General features: G+C 72.3%; 15 protein-coding genes. 7 read left to right on the top strand and 8 right to left on the bottom strand.

Annotated features, from left to right (window positions below; genetic code table 11):
* Positions 1-98 precede the first annotated feature (98 nt).
* Positions 99-1,937 (top strand): bifunctional serine/threonine-protein kinase/glutamate ABC transporter substrate-binding protein, encoded by a 1,839-nt coding sequence (locus tag PV342_RS35350; RefSeq protein WP_400795431.1) that lies wholly within the window; start codon positions 99-101, stop codon positions 1,935-1,937.
* A 36-nt stretch (positions 1,938-1,973) separates the two neighbouring features.
* Here the strand turns inward: PV342_RS35350 and PV342_RS35345 are convergent, their stop codons facing one another.
* The 5 genes from PV342_RS35345 to PV342_RS35325 are packed head-to-tail and all read right to left on the bottom strand — an operon-like array spanning position 1,974 to position 7,792.
* Entirely contained in the window at positions 1,974-3,755 is a 1,782-nt protein-coding gene (locus PV342_RS35345; RefSeq protein WP_500320268.1) for an HAD-IA family hydrolase, read from the bottom strand.
* A gap of 48 nt (positions 3,756-3,803) precedes the next feature.
* Positions 3,804-4,898: an ABC transporter ATP-binding protein gene (locus PV342_RS35340; protein WP_391579652.1), complete on the bottom strand. Its 1,095-nt coding sequence runs from the start codon at positions 4,896-4,898 to the stop codon at positions 3,804-3,806.
* A gap of 7 nt (positions 4,899-4,905) precedes the next feature.
* Positions 4,906-5,739, bottom strand: coding sequence for an ABC transporter permease (locus PV342_RS35335; protein WP_433424651.1), 834 nt, complete (start codon positions 5,737-5,739; stop codon positions 4,906-4,908).
* Positions 5,727-6,635 (bottom strand): ABC transporter permease, encoded by a 909-nt coding sequence (locus PV342_RS35330; protein ID WP_037732565.1) that lies wholly within the window; start codon positions 6,633-6,635, stop codon positions 5,727-5,729. Before PV342_RS35330 ends, PV342_RS35335 begins: the two co-directional genes overlap by 13 nt.
* Positions 6,632-7,792, bottom strand: coding sequence for an ABC transporter substrate-binding protein (locus PV342_RS35325; RefSeq protein ID WP_400795422.1), 1,161 nt, complete (start codon positions 7,790-7,792; stop codon positions 6,632-6,634). Before PV342_RS35325 ends, PV342_RS35330 begins: the two co-directional genes overlap by 4 nt.
* Positions 7,793-8,071: 279 nt before the next feature.
* On the opposite strand from PV342_RS35325, the gene PV342_RS35320 reads away from it, so the two are divergent.
* On the top strand, positions 8,072-8,845 hold the full coding sequence (locus PV342_RS35320) for a GntR family transcriptional regulator (RefSeq protein WP_400795419.1): 774 nt from the start codon (positions 8,072-8,074) through the stop codon (positions 8,843-8,845).
* On the opposite strand, the gene PV342_RS35315 is transcribed toward PV342_RS35320, so the two are convergent.
* The gene (locus PV342_RS35315) at positions 8,814-10,202 is read right to left on the bottom strand and encodes a sensor histidine kinase (protein WP_500320264.1); all 1,389 of its coding nucleotides are present in this window, start codon (positions 10,200-10,202) and stop codon (positions 8,814-8,816) included. The genes PV342_RS35320 and PV342_RS35315 overlap by 32 nt on opposite strands.
* Positions 10,203-10,216: 14 nt before the next feature.
* Positions 10,217-10,924, bottom strand: a complete 708-nt coding sequence (locus tag PV342_RS35310) for a response regulator transcription factor (protein WP_361006379.1) — start codon at positions 10,922-10,924, stop codon at positions 10,217-10,219.
* 290 nt (positions 10,925-11,214) lie between these two features.
* Between PV342_RS35310 and PV342_RS35305 the strand changes: the two genes are divergently transcribed.
* The 5 genes from PV342_RS35305 to PV342_RS35285 all read left to right on the top strand — a co-directional run bounded on the left by PV342_RS35305 (position 11,215) and on the right by PV342_RS35285 (position 16,325).
* The gene (locus PV342_RS35305; RefSeq protein ID WP_329185356.1) at positions 11,215-11,991 is read left to right on the top strand and encodes an amino acid ABC transporter ATP-binding protein; all 777 of its coding nucleotides are present in this window, start codon (positions 11,215-11,217) and stop codon (positions 11,989-11,991) included.
* 39 nt (positions 11,992-12,030) lie between these two features.
* A complete protein-coding gene (locus tag PV342_RS35300) occupies positions 12,031-12,954 on the top strand; it encodes a glutamate ABC transporter substrate-binding protein (protein ID WP_386987492.1) in 924 nt (307 codons plus the stop codon).
* A gap of 111 nt (positions 12,955-13,065) precedes the next feature.
* On the top strand, positions 13,066-13,713 hold the full coding sequence (locus PV342_RS35295; protein WP_500320262.1) for an amino acid ABC transporter permease: 648 nt from the start codon (positions 13,066-13,068) through the stop codon (positions 13,711-13,713).
* Positions 13,710-14,558: an amino acid ABC transporter permease gene (locus PV342_RS35290; RefSeq protein ID WP_500320260.1), complete on the top strand. Its 849-nt coding sequence runs from the start codon at positions 13,710-13,712 to the stop codon at positions 14,556-14,558. The genes PV342_RS35295 and PV342_RS35290 overlap by 4 nt, the downstream gene beginning before the upstream one ends.
* A gap of 105 nt (positions 14,559-14,663) precedes the next feature.
* Positions 14,664-16,325 carry an FAD-dependent monooxygenase gene (locus PV342_RS35285; protein ID WP_018561802.1) on the top strand — a complete coding sequence of 554 codons (1,662 nt, stop codon included), beginning with the start codon at positions 14,664-14,666 and terminating at the stop codon, positions 16,323-16,325.
* Between the two features lie 72 nt (positions 16,326-16,397).
* Here PV342_RS35285 and rny read toward each other — a convergent pair whose 3' ends face one another.
* Entirely contained in the window at positions 16,398-17,885 is a 1,488-nt protein-coding gene (gene rny, locus PV342_RS35280; RefSeq protein ID WP_400795402.1) for a ribonuclease Y, read from the bottom strand.
* Between the last annotated feature and the right edge of the window lie 8 nt (positions 17,886-17,893).

The following is a 17,893-nucleotide window of genomic DNA, read 5'->3' as shown; positions in this document are numbered from 1 at the left end:
CCGCCCGACATGTGATCGTTCCGCGTCCCGGGGGCGATGTTCATCCCCGTCAGAGCCCCCTAACCTGTAGCGGACCACGTACCGATGGGGGCACACGCATGAGTTCTGGGGGTATGCCGCACACCCTCGTCGACGGCCGCTACGAGCTGCGCCGCCAACTGGGGCGCGGCGGTATGGGCGTGGTGTGGGAGGCGTACGACAACCGGCTCGGCCGTCAGGTCGCCGTCAAGGAACTGCTGTTCCGCGGCGCGCTGGACCCGGAGACGCAGGCCCAGTGGGTGGAGCGGGCGCGCCGGGAGGCGCAGGCCATCGCCCGGATCGGGCACGAGCACGTGGTCGCGGTGCACGACGTGATCGAGGCCGACGGCCAGGTCTGGATCGTCATGGAGCAGGTCAACCCGCACTCCCTGGCGGACCAGTTGCGCGAGCGGGGCCGGATCCCGGCGCTCCAGGCGGCGCAGATCGGCCTGGAGGTGCTGCGCGGGCTGCGCGCGGTGCACGCGGCCGGGGTGCTGCACCGGGACGTGAAGCCGCACAACATCCTGTTCCGCCGGGACGGGCGGGCGGTGCTCATGGACTTCGGGATCGCGACCTTCGAGGGCGCCGCCCAGGTGACGCGGAGCCACGAGACTGTCGGCACCCCCCAGTACCTGGCACCGGAGCTGGCCAACCGGCTGACGCCCACGCCCGCCGCCGACCTGTGGTCGCTGGGCGTCACGCTCTACGAGATGGTCGAGGGCCGGGCCCCCTTCCGCGGCCCGACGCCGTACGAGGTGCTGGAGGCCGTCCGCACGGCCGAGCCGCCGCCGACGGCGCACGCGGGGCCGCTGCGCCCGCTGATCGACGGGCTGCTGGTCAAGGAGCCCGGGGCACGGGTGTCCGCGGAGCGCGCCGAGCAACTGCTGCAGCACGTGGCGCAGGAGACCCCGCAGTTCCCGGTCGCCGTCCACCCGGACTACGACCCGGACGCCACGCGGACGGACGCGGACGCCCGGCCCGCGCCGGACACGACCGAGCCCGGCGCCGGTACGCCGCCGGTGCGCGAACCCGAAGGGCGGACGTGGCGCCGCCGCTGGTACACGCTCGTCGCGGGCGGGGTGGGTCTCGCGGTCCTGGCCACGGGCGGCTGGTTCGCCGTCGACAGGCTGCGGGACGAGGGGCCCGCGCTGTCCAGTTCACCGACGTACAAGGCGGCGCGTGAGCGCGGTTACCTCATCGTCGGCGTCAAGAAGGACCAGCCGGGCCTCAGTGAGGCGTCCAGCACCGCCGAGGGCGGGTACGAGGGCTTCGACATCGACCTCGCGCGGGCCATCGCCAGGCATCTGGGCTTCAAGAAGGTGCAGTTCACCGTCGTGGACACCCAGTCCCGCGAGTACCGTCTGAGCGCCGGGAACGTCGACTTCATAGTGGCCAGTTACTCGATCACGCCCGCCCGCAAGGAGAAGGTCGACTTCGCCGGGCCCTACTACCAGGCCGGCCAGGACTTCCTGGTGCGCACCGACGCCCCCGTCCACAGTGTGCAGGACCTGTTCGGCCGTGATGTCTGCACCGTCACAGACTCGACGCCCGCCGATCGGCTCCGCAAGGAGTACCCGCAGATAAGGACCGCGCAGCAGGCCTCGTACGGGCTCTGCGTCGGCGAACTGCTGGCGGGCAAGGTCGACGCCGTCTCGACCGACGACATCATCCTGGCGGGCTACCGGGCCCAGCACACCAAGCAACTGCGGCTGCTGGGCGCGCCCTTCGGGAACGAGGAGTACGGGGTGGGGCTGCAGCAGAACGAGCCCGCGCTGAAGCGGGCCATCTGCGACACCATAAAGGAGCAGATCACCTCGGGCGCCTGGCGCGCGTCGTACGTGAAGCACCTCAAGCCGCTGACGTCGCAGGGGCTCGCCGACCAGCGCCCGCGGCTCGACGAGATGTCCGAGTGCGGCTGAGCCCCGCGCGGCCCGGACGGCCGCGCGGGGCGGCCGTCACCGCAGGGCGAACGTGGTGACCACGGCCGCGTGATCGGAGGGCCAGGCGTTGCCCGCGACGTGCGGCTCGGGGCGGGGCTCCCCGGTGACCAGGGTCGTGGAGTCCAGCACCCGCAGGCCGGACCCGGCGTACAGGACGTAGTCGATCCGGTCCTGCGGCTCGGGCTCCGGGTTCACCGGTGACCAGGTGGTGCCGGGGTCGCGCACCGGGTCCGGGTGGGCCTCGCGGTACGAGTCGCGCAGCCCGGCGGCCTCTGCGGCGAGGGTGACGGGCCAGGGCACGGGTCCGTACCCGCCGCGCAGGGGCGCCGCCTCGGCGGTCCAGTCCAGGTGGGAGGGGACGTTGAAGTCGCCGACGAGGACGACCGGGACGGTGTCGCGGGCGGCGAGGTCGCCCGCCATGTCGTGCAGGATGTCCCGGATCTGGTCCAGGCGTCCCGAGGCGGCCTCGTGCTCGACGAGCACCTCGACCGGCTGCCGGTCGTGGAGGGCGTCGTAGGGGCCGTACGGGGTGTGGTTCAGGTGCGCGCTCCACAGCGTGACGTCGCACCCCTCGTCGAGCCGCACGGTGGCGCCGAGTCCGCCGTAGAACGGGCTCGCGGGCAGTCCGTGGCGGGAGACGATCGGGTAGCGGCTGATGACGCCGAGGTTGTCTCCCGCCTGGTGGTGCTCCCAGCCCAGGGCCTCGGCGAGTTCCTTCGCGGAGTGCGTCCGGGTCTCCTGCAGGCCCACGACGTCCACGTCGGCGTCGAGCAGCACGCGCAGCTGCTTGTCGCGGTGGTCGTCGACGCGCGTGCCGCCGAGCCACAGGTTCCAGCTCATGACGCGCAGGTGCCGCACCATCGGCTCGCCCGCGGCGACGACCGGCACGCGCACGGTGACGGTGGCGGAGCGCCCTTCGGCGTCCGTGGCGGTGACGGCCACCTCCGCGTCGCCGGGCACGTCGGGGGTCCCGGTGACGGTGCCGTCGGCCGACACCCGGGCCCAGCCGGGCCCCGCGGCCTTGGCGTACGTGACGGGGGCGCCGCGCAGCAGCCCGGCGACGGGGGCCCGCATCGGCTCGCCGACACGGGTGCGGCGGCTGGTGAAGGCGGGCACGAGGAAGGACGGCGGCTGCGCCACCAGGGCCCGCAGCAAGGAGACGTCGGCCCGTTCCAGGCTGCCGAGCACCGCGCGGCCCGCGCCGGGGGCGATCGGCGCCAGGGACGGCACGGCCAGCACCCGGCAGCCGGCGGCCTCGGCGGAGGCGACACCGGTCGGGGTGTCCTCGACGGCCACGCACGCGCCGGGGTCCACGCCGAGGGCGCGGGCGGCGGCGAGGTAGGGGTCGGGGGCGGGCTTGGTGCGGGGGGTGTCGTCGGCGGTGAGGGAGACCGCGAAGCGCTCGGGGCCGAGCACCGCCAGCACGACGTCCACGACCTCCCGGGGGGACGCCGAGACCAGGGCGATGGGGATGTCGTGCCGGGCGAGTTCGTCCAGCAGCTCCAGCGCGCCGGGGCGGGGCACCGTGCGGGCGCGGACCCGCTCGGCGAACTCCCGGTGCAGGACGGCGGCCAGTTCGTCGGCGCCGGTCGCCGTACCGGTCGTGGTCGCCAGGTGGGCGGCGGTGTGCTCGACGGCGCGGCCGAGGACCTCGGTCACGTCCGCGTCGCCGAGCACGTGCCCCAGCCCGGCGGCCACCTCGGCGACCGCCTCCCACCACAGCTCCTCGGTCTCGACGAGGGTGCCGTCCATGTCGAACAGGACAGCCTGGAGCGGGTGGTGCGGTGGGTGGGTCACGGGGCTCTCTTTCATCAGCGGTGTGGGGGGATGGGGGTGCGGTCGGGATCAGACGGCGCGCGCGGTGACCAGGACGGGCCGGTCGGGCAGGGACACGGTGACGGTCGCGCCCGGCGGGAGGGCGGCGGCCTCGGAACTGGCCAGGTCGGCCTTGACCGAGGTGCCGTCGGCCAGTCGCACGGTCACCCGGGTGACGGCGCCGAGGAAGGCGGTCGCCACGACGCGCGCGTCGCCGGTGGGGTCGGCGTCCACGCTCACCGCTTCGGGTCGGACCAGGACGTCCACCTCGGTGCCGGCGGGCACGTCGCCCTGGGCGGGCAGCCGCCGGCCGAGGACCTCGACGAGGCCGCCGTCGGTGAGCCGGCCCGGCAGGCGGCTGTTGGTGCCGACGAACTCGGCGACGAAGGCGGTGGCGGGGCGGTCGTACAGTTCGGCGGGCGCGGCGCACTGCTCCATCCGCCCGGCGTTCATGACGGCGACGCGGTCCGCCATGGACAGCGCCTCCTCCTGGTCGTGCGTCACGAACAGCGTGGTGATGCCGAGTTCGCGCTGGAGGCGGCGGATCTCCTCGCGCAGGGTGGTGCGCACCTTGGCGTCCAGCGCGCTCAGCGGCTCGTCCAGGAGCAGGACGCGCGGGCGCAGCGCCAGGGCGCGGGCGAGGGCCACGCGCTGCTGCTGGCCGCCGGAGAGCTGGTGCGGGTAGCGGTCACCGTGGTCCGGCAGACCGACGAGCTCCAGGAGCTCGGCGGCGCGGGTGCGCCGCTCGGCGGCGCCGACCTTGCGCATGCGCAGCCCGAAGGCGACGTTGTCGGCCGCGCTCAGGTGCGGGAAGAGGCTGTACGACTGGAAGACCATGCCCGCGTCGCGGCGGTGCGCGGGGATCCTGGTGACGTCCTCGCCGTCGACCAGGACCTGGCCGGAGTCGGGGTGCTCGAAGCCGGCGAGCATGCGCAGCGCGGTGGTCTTGCCGCAGCCGGACGGGCCGAGCAGCGCGACGAGTTCGCCGGGCCGGACGGTCAGGTCCAGCCCGTCGAGGGCGGTGGTGGCTCCGAAGGAGCGGCGCAGGGCCCGGAACTCGACGGTGGCGCCGCTGCTCGCGGCGGTCACGGCGTCGGCGACCGGGGCGGGGGAGGTGTCGGTCATCTGTCGGTCACTTCCGGGAGGCGGATGAGGTGGGGCGGCGTCCGCCGACGGCGGCCAGGACGAGCAGCAGCACCCAGGTGACCAGCAGGCTGAGCACCGAGACGGCCACCGACAGCTGGGCCTGCGAGCCGCTGACCGTGACGATCCACACCGCGAAGGGCTGGAAGCCCAGCAGCTGGGCGACGGTGAACTCGCCGAGCACCAGGGCGAGGGTGAGGAAGGAGGCGTTGAGCAGCGCCCCGCGCAGATTGGGCAGCACGACCCGGATCAGGGCGGCCGGCCAGTTCGCGCCGCAGGACCGGGCGGCCTCGACGAGGGTGCGGACGTCGACCGCCCGCAGTCCGGCGTCCAGGGCCCGGTAGACGAAGGGCAGCGCCATCACGACGTAGGTGAGCACCAGGACGACCGGGAAGGCCGGGTTCTGGATGGCCACGAAGGTCTGGAAGAACGGCGTGCTGGCCAGGTGCTCGGGGCCCCAGCGCAGCACGCTGCTGACCCCGGCCACCAGCGCGATCGGCGGCACCACCAGCGGCAGCGAGCAGATCACCTCCACCAGCGGGCGCAGCCGGGGCGCGGACAGCCGCAGCGCCACCATGGCGGGGACCATCAGCAGCAGGACGACGCCGATGGTGGCGGCCGCGAGTTCCAGGGAGAGCAGCAGGCTGGAGGTGAAGCCCTCCGCCTTGAGGATCTGCCCGTACGCGTCGAAGGTGACGCCCTGGCCGGGGACGTCCACGGTGAAGATCACCGAGGCGGCCAGCGGCACCAGGAAGTAGAGGCCGGCGACGACGAGGACGATGCCGCGCCAGGGCCGGATCCGTGTGTCCGTCAGTCCAGCCATCGCGCGCTCCGTCGTTGCAGGGGCAGGTAGACCGCCATGACCAGGCCGGCGACGACGATCATGTCGAGGCTCAGGGCCAGCGCCACGTTCTCCTGCCCGACCAGGACGTTGCCGGAGATGGCGTCGGCGATCTGGAGGGTGATCAGCGGAACGGAGCTGCCGACCATCGCCGCGGCGGTGGCGTAGGCGGCGAAGGCGCTGCCGAAGAGCAGGACCAGGCCGCCGAGGAGCGAGGGGGCCAGCACGGGCAGGGCGACGTGCCGCCAGTACTGGCCGTTGGTGGCGCCGTTGTTCTGCGCGGCCTCCCGCCACTGGACGCGCAGCCCCTCCAGCGCCGGGGTCACGGTGAGCACCATGAGGGGGATGAGGAAGTAGAGGTAGACGATGACCAGGCCCCAGAAGCTGTAGAGGCTCCAGCCGTGGTCGGCGAGACCCAGGTGACGGGTGAGGACGCCCGCGTTGCCCAGGGTCGCCACGAAGGCGAAGGCCAGCGGCACCCCGCCGAAGTTGGCGAGCACACCGGAGGCGGTCAGCACGGCTTCCCGCAGCGCGCGGAACCGCGAGGTCACCACGGCCTGGGCGAGCAGCAGCCCGAGCACCGCGCCGATGGCGGCGGAGAGCCCGGACAGCTTGACGCTGCCCCACAGGGCGGTCAGGTAGGCGCCCTGCAGGGAGGTGGTCAGGTTGGCCGTGGTGTACGAGGAGGCCCCGCTCGCGGGGTCCTTGACGGTGAAGGCGCCGTTGACCATGGCGACCGCGGGGGCCCCGAAGCTGATCGCCACGAAGACGAGCAGCGGGAGCACCGCGAGCCAGCCGGCCGAGCGCCGCCGCGCCGGGGCGGTGGCCCCGGCAGCGGCGGCGACGGGCGCCGCGGTGGCGGTCATCGGGTCGGTCATCCGGAGACGGCCTTGCCCCAGCCCTGGGCCAGCACTTCCTTGGCCTTGTTCTGCTGGTCGTCGGTCGGGAAGGACGGGGTGCCGGTGACCGCGGGGAGCTTGGCGGCGGCGGCCTTGTCGAGAGTGCCGGCCTTGTCCATGGCGGGCATCAGGACGGGGCGGGCGAAGCCGGCGAGCCACAGGTTCTGGCCCTCGGCGCTGTAGAGGTACTCCTGCCACAGGCGGGCGGCCGCCGGGTGCGGGGCGTCCTTGTTGATGGCCTGCGCGTAGTACTGGGCGTACTGGCCGTCGCTCGGGACGGAGACCTTCCAGTCCACGCCCTTGCTGGCGAACTCCTCGGCGTAACCGGCGTTGAGGTAGTCCCAGTCGATGCTGATCGGGGTCTCGCCCTTCTCGACCGTGGCCGGGGTGGACTCGACGGGGTTGTAGTTGCCGTTCTTCTTCAGCTTGCCGAAGAAGTCGATGCCGGGCTGGATGTCGTCGAAGGAGCCGCCGTTGGCGAGCGCCGCCGCGTAGACACCGCCGAAGGCCGAGCCGGACTTGGTCGGGTTGCCGTTCAGCGCGACCTGGCCCTTGTACTCGGGCTTGAGCAGGTCGGCGAAGGTGGTCGGGCAGTTCTTGACGCGCTTGGCGTCGCAGCCGATGGAGACGTAGCCGCCGTAGTCGTTGTACCAGCGGGCCTGGGCGTCCTTCTGGGCGGCCGGGATGTCGTCGTAGGAGGCGACCTTGTAGGGGGCGAACAGGCCCTGCTGGGCACCGCTGATCGCGAAGGAGGCGCCCAGGTCGAGGACGTCGGGGGCGCGGTCCTGGCCCTTGCGGGAGGTGACGGCGTTGATCTCGTCCTGGCTGGCGGCGTCCGGGGTCTCGTTCTGGATCTTGATGCCGTACTTCTTGGTGAAGCCGTCGATCAGCGCGCCGTAGTTGGCCCAGTCGCGGGGCAGGGCGATCGCGTTGAGCGTGCCCTCCTTCTTGGCGGCGGTGATCAGGGCGTCCATGCCGCCGAATTCCTCGGCGGAGGTCGCGGTGGCCGCGCTCTTGCCGTTCTTGCCGTCGGCGGAGGTCTGCGTGGTGGGGGCCGAACCGCAGGCGCTGAGGGCCAGCGCGGTCACGGCGAGGCCGGCGGCGAGAGCGGCCGCCTTCGGAAGGGACGCGGGCACGGATGTCTCCTGGAGGGGAAGTCGGGTCCTGAAGGGCAAAGAGGTCGGGGAGCGCTTCAACTTGTCCGAACAAGTTGGCCTTCAGTAGGCCGGGCGTCAATGGCCTTTCCGTAAACGGCGGGAAAACCTCTGCAAGCTTGGAGAGGGCAGTCGTCCCTTTTCGGCCAAGGGCCTGGTGACAGGCCCGGGAAGCCGTGAACCCCTGCGCGCGATCGACGCCAAGCTCGTCTACGCTGAGCGGTGTTGTGCGCAGACGGTGCATGAACGGAAGGGGGCGCAGTGGCGGCACGGCACGAGGAGATCGCCGAGGAGCTCCGGCGGGCCATCGACGACGAGGAGTACACGGTCGGTGCCCTGCTCCCCCCGGAGACGGAACTGGCCGCCCGGTACGGCGTCTCCCGCGGGACCGTGCGCCAGGCCGTCGCCGCGCTGACCACGGCGGGACTGATCGGCTCCCGCCAGGGCGCCCGCCGCGTCGTGCTCGCCAGCCGGCGCAGTCAGAGCTTCGCGGAACTGCGCAGCTTCGCCCAGTGGGCTCGGGCCATGGGCCGTGCCGCCTCAGGCACCGTGGTCCGCGCCGAGACCCGGCCGGCCACCGCGGAGGACGCCACGCGCCTGCACCTGCGCACGGGCACGGACGTGCTGTACGTACTGCGGGTACGCGGTCTCGACGGTGAGTGCGTCCTGGTGGAGCGCACGGTCTACGCCGACTGGATCGCCCCCGCGGTGCTGCGCATCGAGCCGGACTGCGAGTCCGTCACCCAGCGGCTGTACGACGACATGGGCCTGGTCTTCGCCTACGGGGAGCACCTGATCGACGCCGTCTCGGCCGGCACCCGGGACAGCGAACTGCTGGGCGTGCGGCGCGGCAGCCCGCTGCTGCGGGTACGCCGGGTGACCACGACGCAGAAGGGCCGCCCGGTGGAGTGGTCGGACGACCGCTACCGCTCGGACGCGGTCAACTTCAGCATCCACAACTCGATCGGTTCCAACCCGCTGGCCCGCCAGGCCGGCCCCGGGCTCAGGGAGCCGTTCGCGGCACCGTCAGGGTGACCCGCAGTCCGTGCGGCTCGTTCGGGGCGAACACGATGGAGCCGCCGCCCTGGGCCAGCAGCACCCGCGCGATGGACAGGCCCAGACCCGAGCCGTCGACGTTCTGATGGCGCGGGCTGCGCCAGAAGCGGTCACCGATGCGGGCCAGTTCGTCCCCCGTGAGCCCCGGGCCGCCGTCGGCCACGATCACGTCGACGGCTCCGGGGCCTCCCCGCGGTTCGGTGGTGACCAGTACGCGCCCGCCGCCCGGCGTGAACTTCACGGCGTTGTCGATCACGGCGTCGAGGGCGCTGGACAGCGCCACCGGATCGGCCCAGCCGGTCACCGCGGCGGCGCCGCCGTAGCCGAGTTCGACGCCGTCGCGCTCGGCGACCGGCCGCCACGCCTCGACGCGTTCCGCGGCGAGGGCGGCGATGTCGGTGAGGGCGAGGTTGGCCTCCGCGTGCTCGGCGGTGGCGAGGCCCAGCAGATCGTCCAGCACCGAGGCCAGCCGCTTGCCCTCCTCCTGCACCGAGGCGATCTCCTCGTGCCCGTCGGGCAGTTCCAGGCCCAGCAGCTCGATCCTCAGCAGCAGCGCGGACAGCGGGTTGCGCAACTGATGGGAGGCGTCGGCGACGAAGGCCCGCTGCTGGTCGAGGACCTCCTCGACGTTGTCGGCCATCTCGTTGAACGAGCGGGCCAGGCGGCGCAGTTCCGGCGGACCCCCGGAGACGGCCACGCGGGACTTCATCCGGCCGGTGGCGATGTCGTGGGTGACCCGGTCCAGCACCCGGACCGGGCGCAGCACCCAGCCGGTGAGCCGGAAGGCGGCCATGACGGCCACGATCATGGCCGCCAGTTCACCGGCCGCGAGCAGCAGCCAGCCGCGCAGGATGCGCGAGCGCATGGCACCGGTCGGCGAGTCGGTCAGCACCACCGCGACTACGTCGCCGTCCCGGACGACCGGGGAGGCGACCGGCAGGGAGCGGTGCTGCCAGGGCCAGATCTGCGTGGGGTCGTGGCTGCGCCGCCCGGCGAGGGCCTCGCTGTACGCGGTGAAGGCCTCGCCGCCGGTGGGCAGCGTCCAGCCGGCCGGGGCCGAGGCGATCGGCTTGCCGTCGCGGTCGAAGACGCCGGCCCTGATGCCGTAGACCTCCTGGTACTGCAGCAGCTCCGTCCGCAGCGTGCTCTCCCGTTCGCCCCCGCCGTCGGTGCTGACGTACTGCGCGAGCGCGGCGAAGCGCGCGGTGTCGTCGATGCGGTCCACGACGACCCGCTGCTGCTGGGTGGCGGCCAGGCTGGCGGCGAGCGGGAAGCCGAGCGCCAGCAGCACACCGGCCATCAGCACGATGAGCAGCGGCAGCAGCCGGGCATGCACGGAAGAACGGCCCCCTAGCCGGAGGGCACGACGAGGCGGTAGCCGACCCCGCGCACGGTCTCGATCAGGGAGGGCAGGCGCAGCTTGGAGCGCAGGGACGCCACATGCACCTCGAGGGTGCGCCCGGTCCCCTCCCAACTCGTCCGCCACACCTCGCTGATGATCTGCTCACGACGGAAGACCACCCCGGGCCGCTGCGCCAGCATCGCGAGCAGGTCGAACTCCTTGCGGGTCAGCGCGACCGGCTCGTCGCCGACGGTGACCTTGCGGGTGGCCAGCTCCACCCGGACCGGGCCGAGCCCGATGACGTCCGGGGCCGGCGCACCCTCCGCCTCGGGCCCCGTCGACGTCTCCTGCGCCTTGCGGCGGCAGACGGCGTGGATGCGGGCGAGCAACTCACCGGTGTCGTACGGCTTCACCACGTAGTCGTCGGCGCCGAGGTTGAGTCCGTGGATGCGCGACCGCACGTCGGCGCGGGCGGTCACCATGATCACGGGAATGGCGGTACGCAGCCGGATGCGGCTGCACACCTCGAAGCCGTCCTGGTCGGGCAGGCCGAGGTCGAGCAGGACCACGTCGAAACCGGGACCGTGGTCGGGCAGCAGCGCGTGCAGTGCCTCCTCGCCGCTGCGGGCATGGGTGACCTGCAGTCCGTGCTTGGCCAGCACGGCCGCCAGCGCGGCGGCGACCCGGTGGTCGTCCTCCACGAGCAGCAGTCTCATCCGTTCACCTCCCGCGGCCCGGTCCTTCACGCCCCCGCAATCATGCTCTACCACCGAATACACGCCGATCGGCCACGTGCGCGTCAAGCGCAGCCCGGTCCTGCGTGGCGACTGTTACGGAGCCGGTACGCTGCACAACCGGCCGGGCTCACCCACAGTGCCGGATTTGTGCCAGCCAGTGACCGGATCGTAATGCTCAAGTTCCCCTCAGATGTGCTGACTCCGTTCGCCGGGCGTCAATAGGGTGATCGCCGAGGTCTGGTCAACCGACGAGGATGGAGCACACGCCGATGACCGAAGTCCCGGTGCCCGAGGACGCCGTTCCGGCGGCCGACGACCTGGTCGTACTGAAGGACGTGAACAAGCACTTCGGCGCTCTGCACGTGCTCCAGGACATCAACCTCAGCATCGGCCGCGGCGAGGTCGTGGTCGTCATCGGCCCCTCGGGGTCGGGCAAGTCGACCCTGTGCCGGGCCGTCAACCGCCTGGAGACGATCGACTCGGGTCTGATCACGATCGACGGGAAGCCGCTGCCCCAGGAGGGCAAGGAGCTGGCCCGGCTGCGCGCCGACGTCGGCATGGTCTTCCAGTCCTTCAACCTCTTCGCGCACAAGACGGTTTTGGAGAACGTCACGCTCGGCCAGGTCAAGGTGCGCAAGGCCGGCAAGAAGGCCGCCGAGGACCGCGCCCGCACCCTGCTGGACCGGGTGGGCGTGGGCAGCCAGGCGGACAAGTACCCGGCACAGCTCTCCGGAGGCCAGCAGCAGCGCGTGGCGATCGCCCGGGCGCTGGCGATGGAACCGAAGGTCATGCTCTTCGACGAGCCGACCTCGGCGCTCGACCCGGAAATGATCAACGAGGTGCTGGAGGTCATGCAGCAGCTCGCACGCGACGGGATGACGATGGTTGTCGTCACCCATGAGATGGGCTTCGCCCGGTCCGCCGCGAACCGCGTCGTCTTCATGGCGGACGGGCGGATCGTCGAGCAGGCGACGCCCGACCAGTTCTTCAGCAATCCCCGGAGCGACCGGGCCAAGGACTTCCTTTCGAAGATCCTTCACCACTGAGAGCGACACCGACGGTTCGCCGACCTAAGGATGATCACGATGAGCTTCCGTACCACTGCCGCCGCCGCTCTGGCCGTCCTGGCGCTGACCGCCACCGCCACCGCGTGCGGCAAGGAGGGTTCGCCCTCCTCCTCCGGCACCCCTGACAAGAGCGGTTCCAGCAGCGCTGCCGCCGCCGAGCTGCCCACCTACACCGTCAAGACCGGCGTGGACCTGGCCGGCTCCAAGACCTGGGACCGCATCAAGAAGAACGGCAAGCTCGTCGTCGGCGTCAAGGCCGACCAGCCGAACCTGGGCTACCAGGACCCGGGCAGCAAGAAGTACTCCGGCTTCGACATCGAGATCGCCAAGATGATCGCCGCCGACCTCGGCTTCGACGAGAGCAAGATCGAGTTCAAGACGATCCAGTCGGCCAACCGCGAGACCGCCCTCTCCGGCGGCCAGGTCGACTACTACGTCGGCACCTACACCATCAACGACGAGCGCAAGAAGTCCGTCTCCTTCGCCGGCCCGTACTTCGTCGCGGGCCAGGACCTCCTGGTCAAGAAGGGCAGCGGTATCAAGAGCACGGACGACCTCAAGGGCAAGAAGGTCTGCTCGGCGACCGGCTCCACCTCCATCCAGCGCATCAAGGACGGCGGCTACGGCGCCGAGCCGGTCGAGTACGACTCGTACTCGCTCTGCGTGCAGAACCTCGCCTCCGGCCAGGTGGACGCGGTGACCACGGACGACGCCATCCTCAAGGGCTACGCCGCCCAGGACCCGGCCAACCTCGAGGTCGTCGGCAAGCCGTTCTCCGAGGAGCCCTACGGCGTGGGCCTGCTCAAGGACGACAAGGTCCTGCAGGAGGCGCTCACCGCCGCCCTGAAGAACCACGAGGACAACGGCGACTGGAAGAAGGCGTACGACGCCACGCTCGGCAAGTCCGGCGTGAGCGCCGAGATCCCTCAGCTGGAGTCCTGAAACGGCCGGGACCCGGCCTGAGCCGGGTCCCGTCCCCCTTCCCCGGCACAGCCCGAGCCTGATGCGCCGGCGGCCAGGAGCGGCCGTCGGCGCACCCCCTTCGGAGAATCGATGAACGTACTGCTGGACAACTTCGCGCTCTTCCGCGAGGGGTTCCTCGGCACGGTCGAGCTGACCGCGCTGAGCGGGGCGATCGCCCTGGTGCTCGGGGTGATCATGGCCGCGTTCCGGGTGTCCCCGGTGCCGCCCCTGCGCGCCTTCGGCACAGTCTGGGTGACGCTGCTGCGCAACACCCCGCTGACCCTGCTCTTCTTCATCGCGGCGCTGGTGCTGCCCCGGCTGGGGCTGAACACCTGGAGCTTCTTCCGGCTCGCCGTGCTCGCGCTGAGCTGCTACACCTCGGCCTTCATCTGCGAGGCCGTGCGCTCGGGCATCAACACCGTCCCGCTCGGGCAGGCCGAGGCCGCCCGCAGCCTCGGGATGACCTTCACCCAGACCCTGCGGCTGATCATCCTGCCGCTGGCCACCCGGACCGTGCTGCCTCCCATCGGCAGCCTGCTGATCGCGCTCGCCAAGAACTCCGCGATCGCCGGTGGCTTCAGCGTCTTCGAGCTGTTCAGCGTGCAGAAGACGCTCGGCGAGGAGGGCTACAACATCTTCGCGATCTTCATCTGGGTGGCCGTCGCCTACCTGATCATCACCCTCTTCATCAGCGCGGTCTTCCGACTGCTCGAGAACCGGCTGGCGGTGGCCCGATGAGCGCGAACGTCCTCTTCGACGCGCCCGGCCCCCGGGCCAGGGTCCGCAACCGGGTCGTCGGCGCGCTCGCCGCCCTCGCGATCCTGGCGCTGCTCTGGTTCGTCTACCGGCGGCTCGACAGCTCCGGGCAGTTCGCCTCGTACCTCTGGGAGCCCTTCCAGTACACCGACATCCAGCAGCGCCTCGTCGACGGTCTGGTCTCCACGCTGAAGGCCTTCGCGCTCGCCGCGGTCTTCTCGCTGGTGCTGGGGGCGGCACTGGCGGCGGGCCGGCTGTCGGACCACGCCCCGGTGCGGTGGGTGGCGACCGTCGTCGTGGAGTTCTTCCGCGCGATGCCGCTGCTGATCATGATCTTCGCGCTGTACGTGGGCGTCTTCACCGCAGCCCCGCTGTGGGCACTGGTGATCGGCCTGACCCTGTACAACGGCTCGGTGCAGGCCGAGATCTTCCGGGCCGGCATCAATGCCGTGCCGAAGGGCCAGCGCGAGGCCGCGTACGCGGTCGGCCTGCGCAAGACGCAGGTCATGGTCTTCGTACTGATCCCGCAGGCGACCCGGGCCATGCTGCCGTCGATCATCAGCCAGCTGGTGGTCACCCTGAAGGACACCTCGCTCGGCTACATCATCACGTACGAGGAGCTGCTCTACACGGGCAACCTCATCGCCAAGAACAGCGCGGGCTTCCCCTTCATCCCGATGATCATCATCGTGGCGCCGATCTACATCCTGATGTGCCTGGCGCTCAGCGCGCTGGCCAACTGGATCGAGCGGCGCGGCCGCCGCAGCCGCAAGGGCGCGCCGCCCAAGGCCGGCGACATCAAGGCGGTGGAGGCCGCGGCGGAGTGACGGTGCGCCAGGCGTACCACCGCGCGGCAGGTGTGGTCACTTGACGCACGCACGCGCAGTAGGTTGCATACGCAATGTGACTGCACAACTTCCCGGGACCCTGCCGTGGACCCGGTGATCATCGCGGGGGCGGGTCCGGTCGGGCTCGCCCTCGCGCTCTGCCTGGCCCGGCACGACGTGCCGAGCATCGTCCTCGACGAGCACGACCACCCGCCCGCACTCTCCCCGGAGCGCACGGCCGTACTGAGCCCGGAGACCGCCGGGCTGCTGGTCCGGCTCGGCCACCGCCGGCTGTACGAGTCCGGCGCGACCTGGGACGCGTGGCGGACGCTGCGCCGCCGGCAGGAGACCGTCCGGGTGGAGTTCGGCGACCCAGCCTCCGGTGGGCAGGGCCCCTCCCCCCTGCACATCGGGCAGGAGCGCCTGGAGCGCGGGCTGCGCGGGGCGCTCGCCGAACAGGCACTGGCGCGGATCGTGCCGGGCGCCCGCATCGAAGCGGTCGAGCAGGACGAGCGCGGTGTCAGCGTCCGCACCAAGGGCGCCAACGCCACCTGGTGGCGCGGCAGTTACCTGATCGGCTGCGACGGCCCGCGCTCCACCGTGCGCAAGCTGCTGGGCGTGCGGTTCCCCGGCCGTACGGCCGTCGACCGGCACGCCGTGGCCGCCCTGCGGGTCGCGCTGCCCGACGAGGGCGTGGCGCTGCTGCACCGCGAGCCGCCGGGGCCGGGCGCGGGACCCGAGGTGACGGCCCGTCCGCTGCCGGACGGGGTGTGGCGGCTGGACTGGCTGCTGCCGGCCCGCGGAGAACCGCTCACCTCCGACGAGCTCGTCTCGCGCGTCCGCGGCACCCTGACGGCCTGGTGCGGAAGCGTTCCTCCGTACGAGCTGCTGGGCTCCGCCGAGTACCCGGTGCACCAGCGCCTGGCCCGGCGCTGGCGCGCCGGACGCGTCTTCCTGGCCGGCGACGCGGCGCACCTCATGGGCGCGCTGGGCGCGCAGGGCCTGGAGGAGGGCCTGCGCGACGCCGACAACCTCGCCTGGAAGCTCTCCCTGGCCTGGCACCACGGGGCGTCGGACACCCTGCTCGACAGCTACCAGGCCGAACGGCGCGGCGCGGTGGGCGCCCGGCTGCGGGCCACCGACCAGGTCCTGCCGCTGCTGCGGACGAGCGGTGTCTGGCACACGGTGCGGCGCTCCGTGCTGTCCGGCTCCGCCCGGCGGTACGCCGAGCTGCTCACCGACGGCCACCTCGGCCGGGGCGCGCTCGGCGCCCCGCCGGTCTACGCCCGCTCACCGCTCGCGCTGCCCGCCCCCCGCGGAGCGGGCGCCGCCGCCTCGGCCTCCTCGGCGGCCGCGGCCGCGCCGTCGCCACTGCTGGGGTCCTGCGCCACTCCCCCGGGCGGCGCGGTCGTCGACGTCCCGGTCACGGCGCTCGACGGCTCCCGTGCACACCTGTACGAGCGGCTCGGGCGTGACCTGCTGGTCGTCCTGGTCGCGCCGGGCACCGGGGTGTGGGAGAGCCGGCACTGGCTCACCGCGGGCCTGATGCCCCGGCTGGCCAAGGCGGTGGCGGCCCTGCCCACCCGGGCGGAACTGCTCGTCACCGAGGCCTATCCGGGGTCGACGGCGCACAGCGTGCTGCTGATCCGCCCGGACGGCCATCTGGTGACCGTGATGACCGGCTGCCGCCCGACCGAGCTGTACGCCTACGCCGACCTCGCCCGCGGCGGCCCCCCGAGCGCCGTCCAGGACCGCGTCCCCCACTGACGGGCCCCGGCCCCGGCCCTGGCCCGGGCGCGGGCGCGGGCCGGCCGGGGTCCGGGTCGCGGGCCGGTCCGTTCAGCGGGCGAACTCCGTGGCCCGGGACTCCCTGACGACAGTGACGCGGATCTGGCCGGGGTAGGTGAGTTCCTCCTCGACCTGCTTGGCCACGTCGCGGGCGATGACCTGCGCCTGGATGTCGTCCACGTCCTCCGGGCGCACCATGACCCGGATCTCGCGTCCGGCCTGCATGGCGAAGACCTTGGAGACGCCCGTGTGGGCGGCGGCGATCTGCTCCAGCCGCTTGAGCCGGCGGACGTAGCTCTCCAGGGACTCGCGCCGGGCGCCGGGACGCCCGCCGGAGATGCCGTCGGCGGCCTGGGTGAGGACCGCCTCGACGGTGCGGGGGGCGACCTCGTTGTGGTGGGCCTCGATGGAGTGGACGACGTCCTCGGACTCGCCGTGCCGTCGCGCCAGGTCCGCGCCGATGAGGGCGTGGCTGCCCTCGACCTCGTGGGTGAGGGCCTTGCCGATGTCGTGCAGCAGGGTGCCGCGCTTCGCCACGGCCGGGTCGACGCCGAGCTCGGCGGCCATCATGCCCGCGATGTGCGAGGACTCCAGGAGATGGCCGAGCACGTTCTGGCCGTAGGAGGTGCGGTAGCGCAACCGCCCCAGCAGCGTGACCAGTTCGGGGTGCATGTCGGTGATGCCGATCTCGGTGAGCGCGTCCTCTCCGTGGCGCACGCACAGTTGCTCGACCTCGGCCTGCTTGCGCTCGTAGACCTCCTCGATGCGGTGCGGGTGGATACGGCCGTCGGTGACGAGTGCATCCAGGGCGAGCCGGGCGACCTCGCGCCGCACCGGGTCGAAGCAGGAGAGCAGCACCGCCTCGGGCGTGTCGTCGATGATGAGGTTGACTCCGGTGACGGCCTCGAAGGCACGGATGTTGCGGCCCTCACGGCCGATGATCCGGCCCTTCATCTCGTCGCCGGGCAGTTGCAGCACCGACACCACGGACTCGGCCGTCTGCTCGGTGGCCACCCGCTGGATGGCCCCGGCGACGATCCGCCGGGCGCGTTCCTCGCCGCGGTCGCGGGCGGCCCGCTCGATGTCGCGGGCGATCACCGCCGCCTCGCGCTTGGCCTGCTGCTCCGCGGAGCGCACGAGGTCGGCACGGGCCTCGGCGGCGGTGTAGGCGGCGACGCGCTCGAGGACCTCGCGCCGCTCCTCCTCCAGCCGGTTGAGCTCGGCGCGGCGGCGCTCCAGCTCCTCGCGTTCCTCCGCCAGTTCGCGGCGACGCCGGTGGAGTTGCTCCGACTCGGCGTCGATACGGGCCTCCCGGTCGGCGAGCCGCTGCTCACGCCGCTCCAAGTCGGCCCGGATCTCGCGGACTTCCTCCTTGGCGGTGGCCCGGATCTCCCGGGCCTCACGCTCGGCCGCAGCCCTGAGCTGTTCGCGTTCCGCGCGAAGCCGTCGGAGCAGCACGCCCGCGGTGACGGCGACGACCACGGTGACGGCCACGGCCGCGACCGTGAAAACGGATTCGGTCCCCAGCGCGATGCCCATGGCACCAA

This window comes from Streptomyces sp. PA03-3a, from assembly GCF_033792735.1.
Taxonomy (GTDB): Bacteria; Actinomycetota; Actinomycetes; order Streptomycetales; family Streptomycetaceae; genus Actinacidiphila.
This window is presented reverse-complemented; position numbering and strand designations above follow the sequence as displayed.

Bases quoted from the DNA above. Each gene is read 5' to 3' on its own strand.
- PV342_RS35295 (WP_500320262.1), top strand. From the start codon at position 13,066: ATGAACGTACTGCTGGACAACTTCGCGCTCTTCCGCGAGGGGTTCCTC.
- PV342_RS35340 (WP_391579652.1), bottom strand. From the start codon at position 4,898: ATGACCGACACCTCCCCCGCCCCGGTCGCCGACGCCGTGACCGCCGCG.
- PV342_RS35350 (WP_400795431.1), top strand. From the start codon at position 99: ATGAGTTCTGGGGGTATGCCGCACACCCTCGTCGACGGCCGCTACGAG.
- PV342_RS35310 (WP_361006379.1), bottom strand. From the start codon at position 10,924: ATGAGACTGCTGCTCGTGGAGGACGACCACCGGGTCGCCGCCGCGCTG.
- PV342_RS35300 (WP_386987492.1), top strand. From the start codon at position 12,031: ATGAGCTTCCGTACCACTGCCGCCGCCGCTCTGGCCGTCCTGGCGCTG.
- PV342_RS35305 (WP_329185356.1), top strand. From the start codon at position 11,215: ATGACCGAAGTCCCGGTGCCCGAGGACGCCGTTCCGGCGGCCGACGAC.
- rny (WP_400795402.1), bottom strand. From the start codon at position 17,885: ATGGGCATCGCGCTGGGGACCGAATCCGTTTTCACGGTCGCGGCCGTG.
- PV342_RS35330 (WP_037732565.1), bottom strand. From the start codon at position 6,635: ATGACCGACCCGATGACCGCCACCGCGGCGCCCGTCGCCGCCGCTGCC.
- PV342_RS35290 (WP_500320260.1), top strand. From the start codon at position 13,710: ATGAGCGCGAACGTCCTCTTCGACGCGCCCGGCCCCCGGGCCAGGGTC.
- PV342_RS35335 (WP_433424651.1), bottom strand. From the start codon at position 5,739: ATGGCTGGACTGACGGACACACGGATCCGGCCCTGGCGCGGCATCGTC.